A 21844-nucleotide genomic window follows, 5' to 3' on the forward strand; every position below is an offset into this window, starting at 1 on the left:
AAAACGCTCGGCTGGGACACCCCAGCCGAGCGCCTCGCTAAGCTCCTAACCGTCACCGACTAACCACCGTGTTGCAACGACCCCTGGAATCCGCCCGCTTTCGGTAGAGGAAGGGGCCCTTCCTAACATTGGCCTTTCCCGGTGCATCGGGCGCCTGTGCCGTACCCGTAACTGCGCGGCAGGAGCAGAGCTGATCACGTAGCGTGATTGTGTGCGTACGAAGTCGGGGGCGTCGCGTCGTGAGCGGGACGATCCGTGACACCGCTTGCGGTCCTGCTCGCGCTCTGCGCCGCCGCTTGCTTCGCCACCGGGGCCGCGCTCCAACAGCGCGCCGCCCGGCGTGAGCCGGTGCACCACACGTTCGACCCCCGGCTGTTCATGCGGCTGCTGCGCCGCCGGAACTGGCTGTTCGGGAAGATCCCCGACATCACCGGCACCCTGCTGCAGGCGCTCGCGCTGCGGTACGGCCCATTGACGCTGGTCCAGCCGCTGCTGATCAGCGGCATGTTCCTGGCCATCCCGCTGGAGGCGGCTCTCGACCGTCGACGCCCGCACCCCCGCGACGTCATCGCGGTCACCTCCTGTGTGGTCGGGCTCGGGGCCTTCCTCGTCGTCGCGCGACCACGTCCCGGTGTGGCTGAGCCGACCTTGATGGCGTGGCTGGGCGTGGGGCTTGGCAGCGGCCTGGTGGTGGTGGTCTGTCTGGCCCTCGCCCACCGTGCCACCAGTGCTCTGCGCGGGACCCTGCTCGGGGTCGCCACCGGCATCTTCTACGCCGGGGTGGCGGTGCTGCTGAAGGCGTTCACCGGACGCCTCTTCGCGGACCCGTTCGACGCCCTCACCGATTGGCACCTCTACGCCCTGGTCATGGCCGGTCTCGGCGGTGTGATGCTCAATCAGAACGCCTTCCAGAACGGGCCGCTGGCCGCGCCGCTGACCGCGATCACGCTGGTGGACCCGGTCGCCAGCGTGGTGATCGGCGTGACCGCGTTCCACGAGACCCTCTCCATCACCGGGCTGCGGTTGCTGGTGGAAGTGCCCGCCATATTGGCCATGGTTTTCGGGATCTGGCTCGCCAGCACCCGCCCCGGTGGTCGAGGCGGCGATGGGGAGATGCCCGGAGCGCGACCGGGGAAATGAGGGGAGGGCCGGTGGGTCTCGCGGGCGAACCGCCCGCGAGACCCACGGGTGTCGTGCCGGCGGCACGTCACCCGTCCTCTGTCGGTCAGGACCTGTCGAGGGCGACGGTGTCGGCGGCGGTGCCCGTCAGGGCCGGACCCGCGGTCGTTCCGATCGGAATCCGGCGGGGCTTGGCCTGCTCCGCGACCGGGATCGTCAGCGTGAGCACGCCGTCCTGCCAGGTCGCGGTGATCCGGTCGAGGTCGAGCCCGTCGCCCAGGGTGATGCGGCGCTCGAACGTGCCGGTGGCCCGCTCCCGGCGTACCCACTGCACGTCGGCGTCGGTGCGGGCACTGCGTTCGGCCCGGATGGTCAGGGCTCTGCCGTCGACGTTCACGTCGACCGAGCCGGGATCGATCCCGGCGAGGTCGCAGTGCAGCACGAAGTGGTCACCCGACCGGTACAGGTCCATGGGCATCGCCATCGTCGCGGCGCCGCTGCTGGTCGTGCCGAACACCTGACCGGCCAGACGGTCGAACTCGCGGAATGGATCGAAAGTCAGCACCACGCCAACCACCTCCTTGAGACTGCCTGCCGGCGGGTCCGGCAGGTCCTGTGGCGCTCGTTTCCGAGGTCGCGCCTGCCGGGGCGGGGTGGTCTTTCACCGCCCTGGTCAGGTGCGACACCTCATTTTTTAGCACTCTCCACCGGCGAGTGCCAAGTGGTTCGGGCAACGGTTTCCACCGGGCCACCGGGCCACCGGGCCACCGGCCACCGGGCCACCGGCCACCGGGCCACCGGCCACCGGGCCACCGGCCCTCCAAGATTGGAGGGTCGTCACCAGCGGGACGGACGGCGCCCGGAGTGCGCGGCCGTCACCAACTCCGGGCGCCCGGTTCCGTGCCGGCTGAGCGGTGGCGGCGGAGGCCTGGGCGGGCGCCGACGACGATTTTCTGCCACCCCGACCCCCGTCACTCGATCGTGCGAAAGCGCAGCGTGGCACGGGCGGGACGACGGGAGATACGGGGCATTTGAAGGTTTTTCCCGAAGGATCCTCACTACGATCCAGATGACAGCCGGCACCCACCGGACACTCGGGACGGGTGCCGCCTTCGCTGCGCGAACACCCGAGACGCTGTGCGAACACCGAAGACCTTGTCCTGGCATCGCTTCAGGGCGGCATCGCCATGGCCTTGACCGCCCATCCCTAGGGAAGTCGTGAGTCACGATGACGGATGCGGAAACCGTAGTGATGCCCCGGATCGGGGCCTCGGAGGCGAGTGTCGAGGACCCCTGGGGAGAGGGTCGGGTCGGGGCGGACGGCCGGTACGGAACAGTGGACCGTGACACCACCGGGTTCGCGTCCGTGGCGCGGATCGCGTCCTGGCTGGTGCCGGGCGCGGTGATGGGGCTGTTCGGCCTCGCCGGGGTGGCCGGACCCGGACTCTGGGCGGACGAGTTGGTGACCTGGGACCGGGCCACGTCGTCCTGGCGGGAGAACTGGCTCCCGAGCCACGGGACAGACGTCGGCAGCGTGCCGTACCACCTGGTCATGCGGGCGTGGGTAGAGGGCTTCGGCACCTCGGACCTGGCCCTGCGGGCGCCCTCGCTGCTGGCGATGGCGGCTGCGGCGGCACTCGTCGCGGCACTGGCGACCCGGCTGTTCGGGGCGCGGGTGGGCTTTCTCGCCGGGGTGATCTTCGCGCTGCTGCCGACCTCGACCCGGTACGCGCAGGAGGCCCGGCCGTACGCGTTCACCCTGCTGGTCGCCGTGCTCGCCACCCTGTTCCTGGTGCTGGCGATCGGCCGGCCCCGCCGCTGGCCGCTGGTGGCGTACGGCATGTCGGTGCTGCTGCTCGGTCTCTTCGACGCGGTCGCGCTGGTGCTGCTCACCGGGCACGGCTGGGCGGTACTCGTGTTCGGGCGTCAGGTGGCCCGGCGGTGGCTGCTGGCGTCGTCGGCCGGTGTGCTGCCGGTGGTCGCCCTGCTCTGGCTCGGTTCGCGGGTGACCGGGCTGCCGCTGCGGGCATCCGAGGGCGGTGCCCGGCTGCTCGCCGGCGTGCCGAGGGAACTGTTCGGCGTCACCGCCCTGGGTGCGCTGCTGCTCGGGTTGGCCCTGTTCAGCCTCCCACTGCGCCGCACCGCCGCGATCTACACCGCCTGGGCGGTCGTGCCGTTGCTCGTGCTGCTGCTGGCCTCGCGCGTCGTGTCGCTGTCGCTGTCGCAGTGCCTGCTCTTCACCCTGCCGGCGTGGGCGACCCTCGGCGCGGTCGCGCTCGGACGGACCCGCGCCGTCTGGGGTGTCGCGGTGCTCGCCGCGATCGCGGTGATCGGCCTGCCGGTGCAGGCGGCGGTCCGCGAGCCTGACGGCCACGACCAGAACACCCGGCAACTCGCTGCGATCGTCGGGTCCGGAATGCGGTCGGGGGACGGGGTCGTCTACGTCTCGACCGATCCGGACGGCGGCCGGGTCGGCCGAAGTGCGCTCGACCGGTACCTGCCGACCGACCGTCGCCCCGACGACCTGCTCGCGATCGGATCGGTGAGCGCTTTCGGCGGTGTCCCGGTCGCGGAGTGCGTGGAGGTCGGTCGGTGCCTTGGCGATACCGGGCGGCTCTGGGTGGTGCGCTTCGGCGAGCTGGTCGATCCGATGCACGCGATCGGTGGCCGCAAGGAGGAACTGCTGCGTACGCGGTACGAGGTGGCGCAGATCTGGCGGCCGACGGGGTTCACGTTGGCGCTGCTGGTGGACGAGCGGACGGCGGTCTGAGCGGCCCGGCAGCGAGTGCCGGGCAGCGAGTGCTGGTAACGAGTGCCGGCAGCGAGTGCCGGCAGCGAGTGCCGGCAGCGAGTGCTGGTAACGAGTCAGGGCAGCGAGTGCCGGTAACGAATCCGGGCGGATTGCCGCATTTGTTGGTAGTAAGCAGGTTCGCAAAGTTTGTCAGCATTGCCCGCTTAAGATCTGGCTAGCAGGGTTTGAGGCGAGCAGGGTTCAGGTTCTTGGGGGAAATCGTGAGCGTCGCCGACAAGGCCAGCCCTACCCGTGTCCCACCCGGGCCGCCGGGAGGCGGCAACCGCCGCCACGGATCGAGGTCGACGAACCAGCGGCGCCCGCCGGACCGACGCCAGCGCAATATCAGCGCCCGGGTGGCGTACGCGGACTGTGGCGCGACCGCCGGGCCGCTGGTTGCGCCCCGGCGGGAACAGCCGTCGGTCGAGTTGCGGCACGTCGCCTCGCCCGCCGCGCGGCTGGTCTTGACACTGCTCGTCTGTCTCAACGGCGCCGCCGGACTGCTCTTCGTCGGCTGGCTGCTGCTGCCCGGTCACGTACCCGGCGCTGGGGTGATCGGGATCGGCGGCTGGCAACTGACGCTCGCCCGGATCGGTTTCTGTGTCGTCGTCGCGATCGAGCTGATCCGCATCGCGCAGAACGTCGCGGTCTGGGTCTTCGCCTTCAACGCCAAGGATCCGGTCCCGGTCGACCCGCCGGTCGGGCTGCGGGTCGCCCTGCTCACCACGATCGTGCCCAGCAAGGAGCCGATCGAGGTCGCCGAGCGGACTCTGCGGCGAATGCGGGAGTTGGTCTACTGCGGCCCGGTTGACGTCTGGATCCTCGACGAGGGTGACGACCCGGCGGTACGGGCGATGGCGGCGCGGCTCGGCGTACGTCACTTCAGCCGCAAGGGCAGGCCCGAGTACAACCAGCCCAGCGGCGAGTTCCGCACCCGTACCAAGTCCGGCAACCACAACGCCTGGCGGGCCGAGCACGAGCAGAGGTACGACGTGGTGGCGAACGTCGACCCGGACCACGTACCGCTGCCCGGTTTCCTCGAACGGACCCTCGGTTACTTCCGCGACCCGGACGTCGCCTTCGTGGTGACCCCGCAGGTGTACGGCAACATGCACCAGAACTGGGTCGCGCACGGCGCCTCCGCGCAGCAGTACCTCTACAACGGCCTGATCGCGCGCGGTGGCAACGGACTCGACGCGCCGCTGCTCACCGGCACCGGCCACCTCTATCGCCCCAGTGCCTGGCGGGCCATCGGCGGCTACCAGGACTCGATTATCGAGGACCACCTGACCAGCATCCGGATCCACGCCTCGACCAACCCGGAGACCGGGAACCGGTGGAAGGGCGTCTACACCCCCGATGTCGTGGCCATCGGCGAGGGCCCCACCTCCTGGGCCGACTACATCAACCAGCAGAAACGCTGGGCGGCCGGCATCTGGGAGATCCTGGTCCGCCCGGACCTGCGCGCACCGCGTGAACTGGGGACACGGCGACGGTGGCAGTACCGACTGCTCCAGTTCTACTACCCGAGCGTCGCGGTGAGCCTGCTGCTCGGCAACTTCGCCACCGCCCTCTACATGTGCACCGGCGTCACCACGGCCCAGCTCGACACCACCGTCTGGGCCACGCTCTGGGGGTTCACCCTCGTCACCTGGTTCATGGTCTGGCTCTGGCTGCGGCGTTACAACATCGCCGCCCACGAACGGGAGGAGATCGGCATGGTCGGGATGGCACTGGCGTTGTTCGTCGGCCCGATCTACGTGGCAGCCGGCTTCTCCGCGCTGCTGCGGCGCAAGCTCGCCTTCGTGGTCACCGCCAAGGGCAAGCTGCGCACCACCGAGTCGCTCGGCACCTTCCGGCTGCACTTCCTGTGGGCCGGTTTCGCCGCCGCCATGCTCACCCTGAGCTTCGTGTTCGACCACAGCTATCCGCTGCTGCGGGTGTGGCCGGCGTTGACGCTGGTGGCGGCGTTGGCCCCGCCCGCGATCGCCATCGTGACCGGACTGCTGGCCCGCCGTGAACTTCGCGACGAACCGGCCGCACCGGCCGCGTACGTCATCCGGAACAGTCGAGGGGACAGGCAATGGCAAGGCTGACCGTACCGAGGGTGGCGGTCGCGCTGATCGGCGTGCTGCTGCTGACGTACGCCTTCGTGGTCGCACCCCGGACGGCGCAGCGGTGGGGCGCGGACGTCGGCTCCGACGTCGCGGCGACGACCGGTCCGGGCGGCTTGGCGTCGCCGTCGCCTCGGGAGAAGGAACTCTTCCCGCCCGCCGGCAAGGTGTTCGTCGGCGTGATGACGCACGAGGGCGCCTACGACTTCGGCGCGGTCGACGCCTTCGCCGAGGCCGCCGGTCGGCAGCCGCAGGTGATGCTCTTCAGCGCGGACTGGGCGGTCGCCCGGTTCGACCGGTCGCTCTTCGACCGGGTCCGGGACCGGGGCATGATGCCGATGCTGGCCTGGGAACCGTGGGACTACCGGATCGACGAGCGGGCCCGGGAGCAGGACCTGGACCAGCGCGAAATCGACGAGATCCGCTCCGACCAGCCCGACTACCGGCTCTCCCGGATCATTCGCGGTGACCTCGACGACTATCTGCTCTCCTGGGCCGAGGGGATCAGGTCTCTCGACTACCCGGTGGCGATCCGGTTCGCCCACGAGATGAACGGCGACTGGTACCCCTGGTCGGAGGCGGCCAACGGCAACCGTCGCGGCGAGTACGTCAAGGCATGGCGGCACCTGCACGACCTCTTCCGTGCCGCCGGGGCCGAGAACGTGACCTGGGTGTGGAGCCCGAACGTGCAGTGGGACGACAGCAACCCGCCGCTGGAGACGCTCTACCCGGGCGACGAGTACGTCGACTGGCTCGGGCTCTCCGGCTACTACGGCACCGGGTACTTCTCGGACTACCGCTCCTTCGACGAGATCTTCGACGACACCATCGACGAGATGCGTACGTTCAGCGAGCGGCCGTTGGTGATCACCGAGACCGCCGCGGCCGACGACAACGGGCGCAAGGTCGAATGGATCGAGGAGACGTTCCAGTTGCTGCCCCGGCACAAGGACATCATCGGGCTGATCTGGTTCGAGGTGGACAAGGAACTCGACTGGCGGATTGTCAGCTCACGGGCGTCGAGCAGGGCCTTCGCCGAGGGCGTCGCCGCCGCGCGGTACGACGTGCGCTGGTCACCGCAGACGGTGCCGCGTACCACGCTCGCCGACTGAGCGGCGGCGGGGGACCGGGTCTGACCAGCACCGGAAGGGGTCCCGTCGAACGTCTGTTCGATTCGTCGCGTACGCTGGCCGGGTGGCGCACGGCAGCTACCAGCCTTCGATGCTGGACACGGCACCCATGGCGAGCCTCGGTCGACTCGCCGGGGCGGTCCGTCGGCACGAGCTGACCCGGGGTGCCTGGGTGGACCACCTTCCCGGCTGGGTGCACGGCTCCGACCTGGTGTTGGGCACCCTGCTCGACGAGGTCGACTGGCGCGCCGAGCGCCGCCGGATGTACGACGACGAGGTCGACGTGCCGCGCCTGCTGCGCTGGTACGACGGTCACGAGACGCTGCCGCACCCGCTACTGACCGAGGCGCGCCGTCGACTCGACGCGCACTACGCCCCGGAGTTGGGGGAGCCGTTCGTCACCGCCGGCATGTGTCTCTATCGCACCGGTCGGGACAGCGTGGCCTGGCACGGCGACACCCATGGTCGTTCCGCCACCGTCGACACGATGGTCGCGATCGTCTCCTTCGGCACTCCGCGCCCCCTGTTGCTCCGCCCCAGGGGTGGTGGGAACAGCCTGCGTTTCCCGCTTGGTCACGGCGACCTCATCGTGATGGGCGGCTCCTGTCAACGCACCTGGGAGCACGCCATTCCGAAGACGCACCGTCCGGTCGGCCCCCGGGTCAGCGTGCAGTTCCGCCCGGCCGGCGTCGCCTGAGTCGATCGGCGTCGAGCGGCCCGACGCTCCTTGTCCGCTCTGGACATATGGCGCGGGCCGCAGCGTATCGACCGTGGTGCGCTGCCGTGCCGACGTGCGATCGAATCTCAAGAATTGCTCAAGATCTTGCGTCATCCACGCAAGTCGATCATGCTGGCCGCACTGCTGTCCCTGGTCAACTGTGCCTTCCACCCTGGAGGTCCCATGAGATACAGACGATCATCGGCGGTCGTCCTGTCCGGACTGCTCGTCGCCACCCTCGGTACGGTCACCTCCCCGGCCGCCGCGCTCGGCAAACCGACCGCGACCACCCTCGCCGGACTCGCCGCGCCCGAGCCGAACCAGGTCCAGGACCTGACCGTCAAGCAGGCCGACGGCTTCGCCACCCTGGCCTGGACCCCGGTTGACGGGGCCACCGACTACCAGATCGAACGCACCCTCGTGGACGATGCCGGCACCGCCACCGGTCCGGCGACCATCGTCGGTGTCTGGCGCCCCAACCGTCAGATCAACAACGAGGAGCCGACCTTCGCCGACGCCGGCTTCAACCCCGGCGACCGGTTCCAGTGGCGGGTACGCGCCCGCCTCGGCACCACCGAGCAGCCATACTCGCTGCCGGTCTCGGGCACCACCACCGCGCCCTGGGGCGACCCCGCGGTACCCGGCCAGAATCTGCGTACCCAGTGGGAGACCACCAAGGCCGCGCAGTACACCAGCGATGTCAACGAGTACGCCTACACCGCGGCGATCGACGAGCGCAGCGACCGGGTCCGGATCGTCGAGATCGGCCGAACCGTGCTCGGCCGACCGATCAACATGTTCGTCATCGGCTACCCCACCCCGCCGGCCACCCCCGCCGAGGTGGCGGCGACCTCGCCGCTCTCGGTCAACTGCAACGTGCACGGCAACGAACCCGGCGACCGCGAAGCCTGCCTGATCATGGCCCGTCAGTTGGCCTTCAGCGACGACGCCCGGACGAAGGACCTGTTGTCGCACACCACCGTGCTGATCGTCCCCACCGTCAACGGCGACGGCCGGGCGGCCAACACCCGGGGCAACTCCACCGGTCAGGACCTCAACCGCGACTACTCCCTGATCCGTCAGCCGGAGACCTTCTCCTTCGTGCAGATGCTGCGCGAGTACCGGCCCGTGGCCGGTTACGACGGGCACGAGTTCGGCAACTCCAGCGCCGGTGACCTGCCGATGCTGCCGCCGCGTCACCAGAACGTGGCCACCTCGATCTTCAACGAGTCGCAGCACATGATCGAGGGCCACATGTACGAACACGGCGCCAAGGACGGCTGGTGGCCGTGCCCGTACGGGTGCAACGGCGGGGGCAACGTGGGGTTGAGCGAGGAGACCATCCTGCGCAACACCCTCGGCCTGAAGAACGTGGTCAACTCGCTGCTCGAACTGCGCAGCTCGGGTGGCGCCACCCGACCGGACGAGGGCAACACGGCGAACAACCGGCGGCGCAAGACGTTCTCCGCACTCTGGACGTTCAACGAGTTCCTCGACTACCACCGGGCCAACCTGGACGCGATCAAGCAGGCCCGGACCGAGGCGATCACGTTCCAGGCGTCGAACAGCAGCCGGATCGTCTTCCGTGGCTCGCACCTGATCCCGGCGCACCCGGCGCCACACCCGGGAGAGGCCCCGCCACCGGCGAACGCGCCGACCGAGGACCAGATCCTGGATAACGCGCCGTGCGCGTACAAGCTCACCGAGGAGCAGTACAACGGGACCCGTACCGACGGTCCCGGCGGAGTGGGCTTCACGGTCGCGCAGCGCGTACGGGCGCACGGTTGGAAGGTCGTCAAGGCCGCCGACGGGTACGTCGTACCGCTGGCCCAGCCGGAGCGTGGCCTGATCCCGCTGCTGCTCGACGCCCAGGGCGCCGAGGAACTCGTCGGTGCCGAGCGGGTCTACCCCAGCGGCCCGAACCGGCACAACGGGCCGCTGGTCGTCTCCGGAGTCACCTGCCTCGCCGGTGCCACGGTGAACGGTCCGATCACGGTCCGGCCGGGTGCGACCCTGATCGCCACCGGCACGACCATCAGCGGCCCGGTCAGCGCCGCCAGCGCCGCCGGGGTCTTCCTGGCCGACAGCACGGTACGCGGTCCGGTGTCGGTCACCGGGACCAGCGGTGCGGTCGCCCTGGTCGACGTCGCGGTCTCCGGCCCGGTCACCCTGGCGGCCAACGCCACCGGCGCCGACCTGCCCCTGCTCGCGGGGAACACCGTCAGCGGTCCGCTGAGCTGCGCCGGGAACAGTCCGGCGCCGATCAACCTCGGCCTCCGCAACACCGTGCAGGGCCCACGATCGGGCCAGTGCGCGGGGCTCTGACCAGGCAGGACCCGTAACGCACCTGATCACCACCGGCACCCTCGTACCGGCGGGCCGGGCCCCGAGCCCGGTCCGCCGGTACGACCGGATCCGAAGGGCTGAGACCGTGTCCGAGCCATCCGCTCCGTACCACCCGTCGACCCTCTCCGGCACCCGCCGGTCCCGTACGGCACCGGGCCTCGCCGTCGCGGCACTGCTCCTGGCGCTCGTCGCGACCGCCTGTACGGGCGCCGACCCCGACCACGGCGAACGCGGCGCCGCCCGGGGCGCACCGGCCGTAGCGGGACCCGCCGGCGTGACCGGTCCACTCTGCGACGTGCTGCCCGCCGGCACCGATCCCGGGAACCCGGCGTCGCTCGCCGGTGAGCCGGTCGACGTGGTGTTGCAGTGGATTCCCGTCCTCACCCGCTTCGAGGCGGCGCTGCGGGCCTCGGGACTCGGGCCCGAACTGCGCGGCATGACGGGGCTGACCATTCTCGCCCCGACCGATGACGCGTTCGGCGGCAAGTTCTCCGAGGACACCCTCGACAAGCTCTTCATCGAGCGCAAGGACGACCTGCGTGCACTGCTCAAGGCGCACATCGTGGACGGGTCCCGCCCGCTGGCCGACCTGGTGGCCGCCGGCCAGGTGACCACCCTGGACGGCACGCCGGTCGAGGTGACCGCGAGTGGCGCGATGGCCCGGGTTGCCGGCCAGGCGGACACCCTCTGTGTCGACTACCGTGCCGTCAACGCCCGGATCCACATCATCGACAAGGTTCTCGGCAAGCTGCCCACCGATGCCGACGGCGGCGACCACCGCAGCCACTGAACCGGTGTATCCCGCCCCCGGTCGGGGTAGGGAAGCAGCATGAAAACCACCTGGAAGCCGCACGAGGAGCACGGCACCCTCGGTAGCAAGCAGAAGCGGGAACTACCAGACACGGTCTTCGCGTTCCCGACAAAACGCAAGGAACCCCTAGTCGACGCCTCCCACGTACGTAACGCGGTGGCCCGGTTTGACCAGGTACAGGGCGTTACCGACGCCGAGCGGGAGCAGGCTTTCGCCAACATCAAGGTCGCCGCGAAGCACTACGGGGTCGAGGTGGCCGAGACCGAGTGGCGCCAACTCGGCAAGCTGCCGCACACGCCGAACCCGGTCCACAGCCGGGGCTGAACGACGCGGCGCCGGACACTGCCACGGCCACCGTCCGACGGGCGTGGAGCCCGCCGAGCGGTGGCCGTGCTGTCGAATGTCGAAGCGATCAGGCCGGGACCGTCTCGCCCGCCCGTCGGGTCGCGGTGGCGCGGACCCGGCGTTCGGTGAGCGCGCCGAAGAGCAACCCGAGGGTGGCCCAGGTGACGAACTGGGTGCCGAGTGACGCCAGCCGGAACTCCCACAGCACCAGGGCGGGGAAGCCGTCCGGCACCTCGTTGATCGTCGGCAGCGAGAGCTGCACGACGGTGATGAATACCGCGTACGCCCCCACCGCGAGCAGGGTCGCGTTCCACGCCCCGTACCGGGGGTGGAGCCAGCGGCCGAGGTGCAGGGCGAGCAGCCCGGCAGCCACCCCGATCACGATCATCAGGAAGTACAGGACGGTCCGCTGGTCGAGGGTGTCCGGGTTACCCGTGGCCGGCGGGTTCGCCGGGTACTTCAGGAACGGGACGAGAGCGACCGTCACGAAGCCGCCGAGGGCGACCAGGGCGGCGGTCGCCCTCGGGGTGAACCGACCGATCCGGCCGTACGCGATCGCGAACGCGAGCGCGAACAGGCCGCCGAGCGCCACCCCGTACACAAGTGCGGCGGTGGCCAGCCCGATCGTGCTCTGCACGAGACGGCTGACCAACTCGGGCTCGGCCGCGTCGGTGTGTGCCCCGGCGTCGGCCGCGTGCGCCGCCGCGTGTGCGGCAGCACCCTGCGCGGATTCGAAATCGATCGCCTGCCCGACCGGGCCCTCACCGAAGAGGGTGGCGAACAGGTAGGCGGCGACACCGGCGGCCAGGCCGACCAGCATCCCACGAATCAGCAGTGAACGAGCGGAGAGCATCTGAGTCCGCCCGCTACTAGTGGCAGGGGAAACCGAGAAGGTGGCGTCCGTCGTGGACGAACTCGTGCACCGACTCGCCGGAGAAGACGGAGGTCACACCCTGCTCCGCGCCGACGAAGTAGAGCAGCACGACGGCGAGCACCGCACCGAAGATCGCCCAGGGCAGGATCTGGCGGAGCGGGATCGGCGTCGGTGCCGGTACGGCGGTCGGCGTCGGCAGTGCGGATACGGATATGTTTGCCATGGCAAACCTCCTCGGGATCACGCGTCCCATAGCGGCGTCCGTGACGGTGGAGGGTCTGACTTCCGGAGCCGCCGACATCGGCGGACCGGTTACAGTGGCGCGACCGTGCCGGGTTCCCACCGGCTTCCTCCCACCGTCACGCTGTGCTCGGGACGCTACGGGCGGCGGCGCAGGGGTGTCAACTGCGGCCCCGTGTGCCCGGCGCACCGACCACCCCGGCGTGAGCCGGCACCCGGATCGAAAGCAGGTCGACACAGGTGGTGATCCGACTGGTCCTCGTCTCCCACGCGTCCACCCCGGCGGTACGCCGGGCGGCGTTTCCCCTGGACGAGCCGCTGGACCAGCACGGGCTCGCCGCCGCCACCACCGCCGCCGCGACTCTGATCCGCTACGACGAGGTGCGCTGCGCCCCCGCCCGGCGCTGCACCCAGACCGCCACGGCGCTCGGGCTGACTCCCACCCCCGACGACGGGTTGCGTGACGGGGATCTCGGTCGCTGGTCGGGGCGTACCCTCGACGAGGTGGCGGCCGACGAGCCGGACGCGGTCGCGACCTGGCTGACCGACCCGGCAGCCGCGCCCCACGGCGGCGAGAGTCTGGACGACCTGATCGCCCGGACCGGGACCTGGTTACGGGAACTCCCCGGCACCGCCCGTACGGTCATCGCCGTCACCCACCCGATGGTGATCCGCGCCCTGGTCGTCAACGCGATCGCGGCGACCCCCGCCTCGTTCTGGCGCATCGACATCGCCCCGCTGACCGCGACCGTGCTCGGGGGAGGGGCGGGGCGGTGGAACCTGCGCCGGTCGGGGGAGCCGTTGGGCTGAGCCGGTCAGTCGTTGGCCAGGGTGTCCAGGATCTGCTGGCCGTACTTCGCCAGCTTGTTCTCACCAACGCCGCTGACCCCGCCCAGCGTGGCCAGGGACGACGGGACCTCGGTCGCGATCTGGCGCAGTGTCGCATCGTGGAAGATCACGTACGCCGGGACGCCCTGTTCCTTCGCGGTCGCCGCCCGCCAGGCCCGGAGCCGCTCGAACACCGGCTCGGCACCGGGCGGCAGTTCGACCGTCGCGGTCGCGCCGCGCGACTTGGCGGCACGGGAGGTGGACGTCCGCTCCGGCTCGCGTCGCATCATCACCGTCCGTTGCCGGCCCAGCACCTCCGCGCTGGTCTCCGTGAGGACCAGGGTGCCGTACTCGCCCTGCACCGCGAGCAGGCCCTGGGCGAGGAGCTGGCGGACCACCCCGCGCCACTCGGCCTCGCGCAGTTCACCGCCGATACCGAAGACGGTGAGCGAGTCGTGGCCGTACTGGACGACCTTCTCCGTCTTCCTGCCGAGCAGGATGTCGATCGACTGCCCGGCGCCGAACCTCTGGTTCCGTTCACGGTGCAGGCGCAGCACCGTGGAGAGCAGCTTCTGTGCCGGGATCGTCGCGTCCCAGGACTGCGGCGGGGTGAGGCAGGTGTCGCAGTTGCCGCACGGGTCGCTGCGCTGGCCGAAGTAGGCGAGCAGCCCGACCCGTCGGCACTCGACCGTCTCGCAGAGGGCCAGCATCGCGTCGAGGTGTCCGGCGAGCATCCGACGGTGCGTCAGGTCTCCCTCCGAACTGTCGATCATCTTGCGCTGCTGCACCACGTCCTGGAGCCCGTACGCGAGCCAGGCGGTGGAGGGCAGCCCGTCCCGGCCGGCCCGACCGGTCTCCTGGTAGTAGCCCTCGACCGACTTCGGCAGGTCGAGATGGGCGACGAAGCGTACGTCCGGCTTGTCGATCCCCATGCCGAACGCGATCGTGGCGACCATCACCAGGCCGTCCTCGCGCAGGAAGCGTTTCTGGTTCGCGGCCCGGGTCGACGGGTCCAGCCCCGCGTGGTACGGCAGCGCGTTGATGCCGTTGGAGACCAGGAACTCGGCGATCTTCTCCACCGACGCGCGGGAGAGGCAGTAGACGATGCCGGCGTCCCCGGGGTGCTCGTTGCGCAGCAGGTCGAGCAGTTGCCGGCGCGGCTCCTGCTTCGCCACGATCCGGTACTGGATGTTCGGCCGGTCGAAGTTCGCCACGAAGTGGCGGGCGTCGCGCAGGTTGAGCCGGGCCGCGATCTCGGCGTGCGTCGCCGGGGTCGCGGTGGCGGTCAGGGCGATCCGGGGTACGTCCGGCCACCGCTCGTGCAGCATCGACAGGGCGAGGTAGTCGGGGCGGAAGTCGTGCCCCCACTGGGCCACGCAGTGCGCCTCGTCGATGGCGAAGAGGGCGATCGTGCCCCGGTCCAGCAGACTGATGGTCGCGCCGGAGCCCAGCGCCTCCGGTGCCAGGTAGAGCAGGTCGATCTCGCCCGCGAGGAAGGCCGACTCGACCCGCCGCCGGGCGGCGAGATCCTGGGTGGAGTTGAGGAACCCGGCGCGTACCCCGAGGTTCGTCAGGGCGTCGACCTGGTCCTGCATCAGCGCGATCAGTGGCGAGACGACCACCGCGACGCCGTCGCGGACCAGTGCCGGGATCTGGTAGCAGAGCGACTTGCCGCCCCCGGTCGGCATCAGCACGAGCGCGTCGCCGCCGCCGACGACCTGGTCGATGATCTCCTCTTGGCTGCCCCGGAAGGCGTCGTAGCCGAAGACCCGGCGCAGCACCTGCAACGATTCGCTGGTCCGCAGCTCGGTCGGGGAAGCCATCCGGGGATTCTACGAGTTCCGGCTTCTCTCTCCGGTGAGCAGGCCCTGTTCGCTGACCACCGGTACGGGAAGCGACTTATATCCGACATTCTCGAACACGGTGCCGCGCGGCGCAGGCGGGTCGAGTGCGGAAGTGGGCGGTCACCAGGTGGAGTTGGTCGCCCCGACACCGAGCAGCACCTGGTCGAACTGGTTGCCGTCGTTGTCGTCGGTGTAGCAGACGGCCACCTCGCCCCAGGCCGAGCTGGCGACGGCGATCTGTTCCTGACGGCCGGTGGTCGACTGGCTGAACACCTGCGCGGCGAGCCGGCCGGTGCCCGTACCGTCCGGGTTGAGGCCGCGGACCCGGACGTCCGGGTCGGTCGCCTGCACCGTCCAGGCGACCACCACGTTGGCCTGGTCGTCGATGCCGATCCCGGGCGCGGCGGCACCGGCACCGGCGGAGGTCTCCACCTCGTTGTGCCGGGCGACCCCGGCGGCGGTGAACGAGCGGGTCCACACCCCACGGGTGCCGGTGTGGTCGGACTCCCAGGCGACGCTGAAGTCACCGGCGAAGTTCGCCGCCACGGCCGGCCGCACCTGCTGGCCCGCGCTGGTGGCGTTGGCGGTCCGCCGGGAGAGCGTCACCGCACCGTTCGTCCTGGCCAGCCGGAGCAGGCCGACGTTGTAGGACCCGTTGGCGTCGCCGTCCTCGCCCCAGACGACGGTCGCCTCACCGGAGGCCGACACCGCCACATCCGGGCGATGGTGCTGGCCGGTGGTCTGGCTCGCCGTCACCTCGTACGCCTTGGTGGTCAGGTTCGTGTAGCCGGCGGCCTTCACCGTCGCCGGCGCGGTGCCCTGCACGTCCTCCCAGACCACGGTGAAGGCCACCCCGGCGGCGTTGTTCGGCACCCCGTCCGGGTCGACCGCCACCTTCGGCGCCAGTTGCTGACCGGCGGCGTCCGCGTTGGCCCGTCCGGAGGCGAGCACCGCCCCGGTCGGCGACACCACCCGGTACGGCACGTTGTAGACGCCGTTGCCGTCCGGGTCGTCGGACCAGACCACGACCGCGTTGCCCTTGTCGTCCAGCCCCACGTCGGGGCTGATGTGTTTCCAGGCGGCGCCACTGGTCCCGCCGGCCGAGATCTTGGTCTCGTACACGGCCGCGCCGTTGTGGAACATCCGCAGGTAGATCTCCGAGTGCAGGTTGTCGCCCGGCAGGGTGTCGTCCCGGTCGTCCTCCCACACCACCGCGACCCGCCCGTTGCGGTTCGCCGCGATCGCCGGTGTGTCCTGGTCGCCGGTGGCGACGCTGTTCGCCGTGGACCAGGACACCGGTTCGGCGGCGATGTCGGTCGGTACGGGTGCCGCGAGCAGCGCCGCGACGATCATCGAGGTGATGGCTGACATGCGTTTCTCTTCCTACGCGGGCCGCAGGCCGGGCTGGCCGTCGACGATGACGAACGAGCCGACCGTGGAGACCGGAGCACCGTGCTCGGTGACCGAGGCCACCGCGCGGAAATCGGCCCGGACCTGGGTGGGACTGATGGTCGTACGGACGTAGCCCCGCCGATCCGAGAAGAACTTCAGGTGCGGGTTGTTCGACACGTTCGGGATCGTCGTGCTCGCGGTCCCGTTGCCACCGGAGGAGATCGAGGTGCAGACCAGTTCGGTGCCGATGGTGGCCGAGGCCGGGTTGGCGTAGTCGGCCTTGAGGTCGTTCGCCCACGCTTGGTGCACGTCGCCGGTGAGCACCAGCGGGTTGCGCACGCCCCGGTTCAGCCAGCCCTGTTGGATCCGGGAGCGGGAGGCCCGGTAACCGTCCCAGGCGTCCATGTTGGCCGCGCCGGCCGAGTTCAGTTGGCGGGCGAAGAAGACCTGCTGGCCGAGGATGTCCCAGGTGCCGTGGTGCTGTGCCAGGCCGTCGAGCAGCCAGGTCTCCTGGGCGGCGCCGGTGAGACTGCGGGAGGCGAGGTCGGCGTCGGTGGAGACCTTCCACCCGTCGCCGCTGGCCTGGTCGTCCCGGAACTGACGGGTGTCGAGCATGTGGAAGGTGGCAAGTTGACCCCACCGGACCCGCCGGAAGAGCGAGATGGCGTTGCCGCTCGGGGCCGAACTCGGCCGCAACGGCATGTTCTCGTAGTAGGCGCGGTAGGCGGCGGTACGACGAGCGGTCCACTGCGCGACGGTCAGCGCCGGGCTGCTGTCGGCCCGAACCATGTTCGCGTAGTTGTTCTCCACCTCGTGGTCGTCCGGCACCACCAACCACGGCGCCGCCGCGTGCGCCGCCTGCAGGTCCGGGTCGGACTTGTACTGGGCGTAGCGGCGGCGGTAGTCGGCGAGCGAGACGATCTCGCTGCCCAGGTGTTCCCGTACCGAGCCGGTGCTCGCCGCGTCCTCGTATATGTAGTCGCCCAGGTGGAGCACGAGCCCCGGGTTGTCCTCGGCGATCCGGCGGTAGGCGGTGTAGTAGCCCGACTCGTAGTGCGCGCAGGAGGCGAAGGCCATCACCAGGTCGCGGCCGAAGGTGCCGACCGCCGGTGCGGTACGGGTCCGCCCGACCGGGGAGATGTGTCCCTGGGCGCGGAACCGGTAGTAGTAGTCGGCGTCGGGAGCGAGCCCGCCCGCCACCACGTGCACGGAATGGGCGTCGGCGTATCGGGCGGCGACGGAGCCGGCGGAGACCAACGAGCTGAACCGTTCGTTGGTCGACACCTGCCACTCGACGGTCACGTCGGCGTTGGCCATGCCACCCTGCCCGTCGGCGTTGAGCGGCGACGGGGCAAGGCGGGTCCAGAGCACGACGCTGTCGGGCGCCGGCTCACCCGAGGCGACTCCGAGCGTGAACGGGAACGGTACGGCGGCCTGGGCGGTGCGCCAGGGCGCCACCACCGTGCCGGCGGTGGCGAGTCCACCCAGGACGATGGTGCGGCGACTGAGCCTCTTCATGGTCGCTAACCCTGGGGGGCGGGTGTGAACGCCCAGGGCTGAGGCGGCGAAACCCCGGTGACGCACGGGTGGTTACATCAGGGACAGTAGATGTACGAGATCAGGTTCTGTCGCCGACCGAGGTGGCGCGTACGTCGCCGTCCGATCAGAACGCGGCGGCGACCGGGACCACGTCGGCGCCGAGCCTCTCGAGTGCGTCCAGTCGTGGCAGTTGCGGCACCGCCCCGATCGCCATGTCGAATCCCAGGCCGTGCAGCCGGCCGAGTTCGTCGATCAGTTCATGGGTCCTCTCGCCCTGGTCGCCGATGTCCATGAGCTGGTAGACGGTCTTCGTGATCTCGTCGTAGTCGCGGCCCACCTCGTCGCAGTGCCGGCGGAGAACGTCGAGCTTGTGCGGCAACTCGGGAGTGTTGAACAGGTTGCACGCCTGACCGTAACGCGCGACGAGCCGAAGGGTCTTTTTCTCGCCGCCGCCGCCGATCATGATCGGCGGGTGTGGTCTCGTCAGCGGCTGCGGGGCGTTCAGGAGACGTGTGGCGTGGATGTGTGTGCCGGCGAACGGGCCATCGTCGTCCGACCACATCTGCAGCAGGAATCGCAGTGTCTCCTCCAACAGCTCGAAACGTTCGGCGAGCGGGGGGAACGGGAAGCCGAGACCGCGCGACTCCTCCTCGTTCCAGCCGGCGCCTATCCCGACCATCGCCCGTCCACCGGAGAGCACGTCCAGGGTTGTCAGGATCTTCGCGAGCAGTCCGGCGGGTCGGTGGTGGACGCCGCTGATCAGGGTCAGGAGCGTGGCACGTTCGGTGTGGCCGGCGAGGAACCCGAGCGTCGTGTACGCCTCCAGCATGTCCTCCTCGGGCGTACCGACGGTGGGGATCTGGAAGAAGTGGTCCATCACCGCGATGTATCCGAACCCCGCCTGGTCCGCGGTGCGGGCGACGTCCGCCAGGTTGCCGGCGAGTGCGGCCGATCCGCCGGGCCAGGTGAAGGTGGGAATCTGTACCCCGAGCTGCACGCCCGGCCTCCTTCTGCTCGTGGTCGCCAGATGCACCCGATGCTACGGAGTGAATGGTGCCGAATCCGGCTGATTGTTTCCATCAAACACTGGATCACCGGCGACCGACAGGGATTACGTACGTCGGCCCGGCGTGTTGTCCCACCCTCGTGCGATGCTGGCGCCGACCCCGCCGACCACACCACGTGAAGGACAGTCATGCCCACCGCCGAGGAACTCATCAGTACGGCAACGGTGACCGGGCTTGTCCGCGTGCTCACCTCGGCCGCGCCCCACCGGCGCTGGGACGCGGTCGCCGCAAGTGCCACCCGCCTGACTGATCTTGCCCTGGGTGAACGGTCTCTGGCTGTTCGTGACGCTCTCCTGGTCGATCTGCCCGACTCGTACGCGCTCTCCGCCGCGATCGTCGACGCCGCGCTGGCCGACCCCGCCTTACCGGCTGGATGGTCTGGCCGGTGACCGAGGCCGTCGCGGTACGCGCGCTCGGCTCCCCCCGCGACGGTGACTTCGAGGCCGGGCTCGGCCTGCTCGCCGCCCTGACCAGCCGCCTGACCAGCGAGTTCGCCCTACGTACGTTCCTCAACGCCGACCTCGACCGCACCCTGGCGACGGCGGTCGGCTGGAGCGGTCACCCGGACGAGCACGTACGTCGGCTCGCCAGCGAGGGCACCCGTCCCCGGCTGCCCTGGGCCAAGCAGGTTCCAGCACTGAAGCAGCGCCACGACGCGACCCTGCCGATCCTCGACGCGCTCTACCGCGACGACGTGGAGTACGTACGACGCTCGGTGGCGAACCACCTCAACGACGTCAGCCGGCTCGCCCCGGACCTGGCCGTCGCCACCGCCGCCCGCTGGTCGGCGCGGCCGGAGCCGACCACGCCACGCCTGGTCCGGCACGCGATGCGCACCCTGGTCAAGGCCGCCGACCCTGGTGCCCTGGCACTGCTCGGGTTTCCACCGGCCGCCGACGTGACAGTGAGCGGACCGTACCTGGCCGAGACCTCAGTCGGGCTCGGCGGCGAACTGGCCTTCGAACTCGTCGTCGCCAACAAGGGCACGCAGGACGCCAACCTGGTGATCGACTACGTCGTCCACCACCGGAAGGCGAACGGCACCCTGGCGCCGAAGGTCTTCAAGCTGACCACCCGGGTCCTGGCGCCCGGACAACAACTCACGCTCAGCCGGCGGCACTCCTTCAGACCGATCAGCACCCGCCGCTACTATCCGGGTGAGCACGCGATCGAGGTCCAGGTCAACGGCGTCCGCTCCGGAACGGCCAGCTTCGACCTCGGCTGACCGGGGCCCGGATGGGACGGACGCCGGGCGTCACCGCTTCGTCGGTGCGTCCGCCGGGACTTCCTCGTCGACCTCGGACGGGTCGGCGCTCCGGGGACGCAGCCGGACCTTGGTGATCGCATGACCGGTGATCTCGACCACCTGCGCACTGAACGCGGGCACCTCGACCGTCTCGCCGGGCGCCGTCGGGATGTGGCCGAGGCGGGCGAGCAGGAGTCCGGCGATCGTGGTGTAGTCGCCGTCGTCCGCCTCGTCGAGGTCGAGCCCGATGTCGGGCAGGTCGTGGATGGGAAAGGTGCCGGAGAGCAGCATCGTCCCGCCGGGCTCGCGGACGACGGCCTGGACGTCCCGGTCGGTCTCGTCGTAGATCTCGCCGACGATCTCCTCGATCAGATCCTCCATCGTCACGATGCCGTCGATCGAACCACGCTCGTCCACGACCAGCGCGAACTGCTGTCGTTGCTGACGCATCTGCCGGATCGCGTCGGTGACGCCGAGGGTCTCCGGCATGAACAGCGGCTCGGAGACGTGGTCACCCACCACCCCGCTCCCGTCGAGCAGGTCACGCAGGTGCACCACCCCGACGACGTTGTCCAGGCCGGCGCGGGTGACCACGGGGGCACGGGAGTGTCCGGAGGCGGCGAGCTGGCGCAGCGCGTCGGCGGTGGGCACGTCGGTCCGGAGCGCCACGACCTCGCCCCGGGGCACCAGGATCTCCCGCAGGATCCGGTCGGCCACCTCGAACGCGCCACTGATGATCGTCCGGTGTTCTGCGGTGAGGCTCGGCTGGGCGGCGACCATGTCCCGCAGTTCCTCGGCGGTGACCTCCTCCCTGCCCCCGTCGGGGTCGGCGCCGGTCAGCCGTACGACCGTGTTCGTGGCCCGGCTGAGCAACCACACCGCCGGCCGGGAGAAGCTGGAGAGCATGTCCAGGGGGCGGGCCACCAGCAACGCCCAGCCCTCGGTGCGCTGCATCGCGATCCGCTTCGGAGCCAACTCCCCGAAGACCAGGGTGACGAAGGTCAACAGGATGGTCACCAGCACGATCGACACTGGTTCGGCCGCCGAGCCGAGCCAGCCCAGTGGTTCGACCAGGGGTGCGGAGAGAGACACGGCCGCGGCGGCCGAGGCGAGGAAACCGGCCAGCGTGATGCCGATCTGGATGGTGGCCAGGAACCGGTTCGGGTCCCGCGCCAGCCGGGCCAGCACCCGCCCCGTACGCGACCCGCGCTCCAGTCGTTGCAGTTGGCTCTCCCGCAGTGACACCAACGCCATCTCGCTGCCCGAGAAGACCGCGTTGACCAGCACCAGTACCGCCACCAGCGCTACCTGGAGCCCGTATTCACCCACGCCGCGACGCCTTCCCTCACCGACCGGTCGGAGCCACCAACCTACCCGGCGCTGTCGGTTTGTCCGACCGACCGCCGATGGTTTCCGACCGCAGGCTCAGATGGTGCGTCG

At 70.2% G+C, this 21844-nt stretch carries 19 protein-coding genes and 1 riboswitch; of the genes, 11 read left to right on the forward strand and 8 right to left on the reverse strand.

All coding sequences use genetic code 11. From position 1 onward, the window contains the following. The first annotated feature begins 255 nt into the window (after positions 1–255). On the forward strand, positions 256–1140 hold the full coding sequence (locus ACIBF5_RS11220; RefSeq protein WP_396810448.1) for a DMT family transporter: 885 nt from the start codon (positions 256–258) through the stop codon (positions 1138–1140). A gap of 85 nt (positions 1141–1225) precedes the next feature. Here the strand turns inward: ACIBF5_RS11220 and ACIBF5_RS11225 are convergent, their stop codons facing one another. Continuing rightward, the gene (locus ACIBF5_RS11225) at positions 1226–1687 is read right to left on the reverse strand and encodes an Hsp20/alpha crystallin family protein (RefSeq protein WP_396810450.1); all 462 of its coding nucleotides are present in this window, start codon (positions 1685–1687) and stop codon (positions 1226–1228) included. A 660-nt stretch (positions 1688–2347) separates the two neighbouring features. On the opposite strand from ACIBF5_RS11225, the gene ACIBF5_RS11230 reads away from it, so the two are divergent. The 7 genes from ACIBF5_RS11230 to ACIBF5_RS11260 all read left to right on the forward strand — a co-directional run bounded on the left by ACIBF5_RS11230 (position 2348) and on the right by ACIBF5_RS11260 (position 11353). Continuing rightward, entirely contained in the window at positions 2348–3889 is a 1542-nt protein-coding gene (locus ACIBF5_RS11230; protein WP_396810452.1) for a glycosyltransferase family 39 protein, read from the forward strand. Between the two features lie 377 nt (positions 3890–4266). Next, complete coding sequence (locus ACIBF5_RS11235; RefSeq protein WP_396810454.1) at positions 4267–6006, forward strand: glycosyltransferase family 2 protein; 1740 nt, start codon at positions 4267–4269, stop codon at positions 6004–6006. Then, entirely contained in the window at positions 5994–7136 is a 1143-nt protein-coding gene (locus ACIBF5_RS11240; protein ID WP_396810456.1) for a glycoside hydrolase family 26 protein, read from the forward strand. Before ACIBF5_RS11235 ends, ACIBF5_RS11240 begins: the two co-directional genes overlap by 13 nt. 109 nt (positions 7137–7245) lie before the next feature. After that, entirely contained in the window at positions 7246–7851 is a 606-nt protein-coding gene (locus ACIBF5_RS11245) for an alpha-ketoglutarate-dependent dioxygenase AlkB (RefSeq protein WP_396810845.1), read from the forward strand. A 204-nt stretch (positions 7852–8055) separates the two neighbouring features. Continuing rightward, on the forward strand, positions 8056–10197 hold the full coding sequence (locus ACIBF5_RS11250) for a M14 family zinc carboxypeptidase (protein ID WP_396810458.1): 2142 nt from the start codon (positions 8056–8058) through the stop codon (positions 10195–10197). 106 nt (positions 10198–10303) lie between these two features. Continuing rightward, the gene (locus ACIBF5_RS11255) at positions 10304–11008 is read left to right on the forward strand and encodes a fasciclin domain-containing protein (RefSeq protein WP_396810459.1); all 705 of its coding nucleotides are present in this window, start codon (positions 10304–10306) and stop codon (positions 11006–11008) included. Positions 11009–11047: 39 nt separating this feature from the next. Then, complete coding sequence (locus tag ACIBF5_RS11260) at positions 11048–11353, forward strand: DUF6582 domain-containing protein (protein WP_396810461.1); 306 nt, start codon at positions 11048–11050, stop codon at positions 11351–11353. Between the two features lie 88 nt (positions 11354–11441). Here the strand turns inward: ACIBF5_RS11260 and ACIBF5_RS11265 are convergent, their stop codons facing one another. Continuing rightward, positions 11442–12227: a CbtA family protein gene (locus ACIBF5_RS11265; RefSeq protein WP_396810463.1), complete on the reverse strand. Its 786-nt coding sequence runs from the start codon at positions 12225–12227 to the stop codon at positions 11442–11444. Positions 12228–12243: 16 nt separating this feature from the next. Then, positions 12244–12471 (reverse strand): CbtB domain-containing protein, encoded by a 228-nt coding sequence (locus ACIBF5_RS11270; protein WP_396810465.1) that lies wholly within the window; start codon positions 12469–12471, stop codon positions 12244–12246. Between the two features lie 39 nt (positions 12472–12510). Beyond that, positions 12511–12612: riboswitch (adenosylcobalamin (AdoCbl) riboswitch) on the reverse strand. Positions 12613–12728: 116 nt separating this feature from the next. On the opposite strand from ACIBF5_RS11270, the gene ACIBF5_RS11275 reads away from it, so the two are divergent. Continuing rightward, a complete protein-coding gene (locus ACIBF5_RS11275; RefSeq protein WP_396810467.1) occupies positions 12729–13298 on the forward strand; it encodes a histidine phosphatase family protein in 570 nt (189 codons plus the stop codon). 5 nt (positions 13299–13303) lie between these two features. Here ACIBF5_RS11275 and recQ read toward each other — a convergent pair whose 3' ends face one another. The 4 genes from recQ to ACIBF5_RS11295 form a co-directional block, all read right to left on the reverse strand. Then, entirely contained in the window at positions 13304–15139 is a 1836-nt protein-coding gene (recQ, locus tag ACIBF5_RS11280) for a DNA helicase RecQ (protein ID WP_396810468.1), read from the reverse strand. Between the two features lie 141 nt (positions 15140–15280). Next, on the reverse strand, positions 15281–16531 hold the full coding sequence (locus tag ACIBF5_RS11285) for a hypothetical protein (RefSeq protein WP_396810470.1): 1251 nt from the start codon (positions 16529–16531) through the stop codon (positions 15281–15283). A gap of 12 nt (positions 16532–16543) precedes the next feature. Beyond that, the gene (locus ACIBF5_RS11290; RefSeq protein WP_396810472.1) at positions 16544–18070 is read right to left on the reverse strand and encodes an alkaline phosphatase D family protein; all 1527 of its coding nucleotides are present in this window, start codon (positions 18068–18070) and stop codon (positions 16544–16546) included. Positions 18071–18215: 145 nt separating this feature from the next. Then, the gene (locus ACIBF5_RS11295) at positions 18216–19088 is read right to left on the reverse strand and encodes an LLM class F420-dependent oxidoreductase (protein ID WP_396810474.1); all 873 of its coding nucleotides are present in this window, start codon (positions 19086–19088) and stop codon (positions 18216–18218) included. Between the two features lie 198 nt (positions 19089–19286). On the opposite strand from ACIBF5_RS11295, the gene ACIBF5_RS11300 reads away from it, so the two are divergent. Together ACIBF5_RS11300 and ACIBF5_RS11305 are read left to right on the forward strand one after the other, a co-directional pair. Then, positions 19287–19547 (forward strand): hypothetical protein, encoded by a 261-nt coding sequence (locus tag ACIBF5_RS11300; protein ID WP_396810475.1) that lies wholly within the window; start codon positions 19287–19289, stop codon positions 19545–19547. Beyond that, on the forward strand, positions 19544–20383 hold the full coding sequence (locus tag ACIBF5_RS11305; RefSeq protein WP_396810477.1) for a hypothetical protein: 840 nt from the start codon (positions 19544–19546) through the stop codon (positions 20381–20383). Before ACIBF5_RS11300 ends, ACIBF5_RS11305 begins: the two co-directional genes overlap by 4 nt. Positions 20384–20413: 30 nt before the next feature. On the opposite strand, the gene ACIBF5_RS11310 is transcribed toward ACIBF5_RS11305, so the two are convergent. Further along, entirely contained in the window at positions 20414–21733 is a 1320-nt protein-coding gene (locus ACIBF5_RS11310) for a hemolysin family protein (protein WP_396810479.1), read from the reverse strand. Between the last annotated feature and the right edge of the window lie 111 nt (positions 21734–21844).

Origin of the sequence: Micromonospora sp. NPDC050417 (assembly GCF_044458865.1) — a bacterium.
GTDB lineage: Bacteria > Actinomycetota > Actinomycetes > Mycobacteriales > Micromonosporaceae > Micromonospora_G.

What these genes read in the sequence shown, in the direction of transcription:
- ACIBF5_RS11230 (WP_396810452.1), top strand. Translation starts at nt 2,348, where the DNA reads ATGACGGATGCGGAAACCGTAGTGATGCCCCGGATCGGGGCCTCGGAG.
- ACIBF5_RS11240 (WP_396810456.1), top strand. Translation starts at nt 5,994, where the DNA reads ATGGCAAGGCTGACCGTACCGAGGGTGGCGGTCGCGCTGATCGGCGTG.
- ACIBF5_RS11245 (WP_396810845.1), top strand. Translation starts at nt 7,246, where the DNA reads ATGCTGGACACGGCACCCATGGCGAGCCTCGGTCGACTCGCCGGGGCG.
- ACIBF5_RS11250 (WP_396810458.1), top strand. Translation starts at nt 8,056, where the DNA reads ATGAGATACAGACGATCATCGGCGGTCGTCCTGTCCGGACTGCTCGTC.
- ACIBF5_RS11260 (WP_396810461.1), top strand. Translation starts at nt 11,048, where the DNA reads ATGAAAACCACCTGGAAGCCGCACGAGGAGCACGGCACCCTCGGTAGC.
- ACIBF5_RS11265 (WP_396810463.1), bottom strand. Translation starts at nt 12,227, where the DNA reads ATGCTCTCCGCTCGTTCACTGCTGATTCGTGGGATGCTGGTCGGCCTG.
- ACIBF5_RS11270 (WP_396810465.1), bottom strand. Translation starts at nt 12,471, where the DNA reads ATGGCAAACATATCCGTATCCGCACTGCCGACGCCGACCGCCGTACCG.
- recQ (WP_396810468.1), bottom strand. Translation starts at nt 15,139, where the DNA reads ATGGCTTCCCCGACCGAGCTGCGGACCAGCGAATCGTTGCAGGTGCTG.
- ACIBF5_RS11285 (WP_396810470.1), bottom strand. Translation starts at nt 16,531, where the DNA reads ATGTCAGCCATCACCTCGATGATCGTCGCGGCGCTGCTCGCGGCACCC.
- ACIBF5_RS11290 (WP_396810472.1), bottom strand. Translation starts at nt 18,070, where the DNA reads ATGAAGAGGCTCAGTCGCCGCACCATCGTCCTGGGTGGACTCGCCACC.
- ACIBF5_RS11300 (WP_396810475.1), top strand. Translation starts at nt 19,287, where the DNA reads ATGCCCACCGCCGAGGAACTCATCAGTACGGCAACGGTGACCGGGCTT.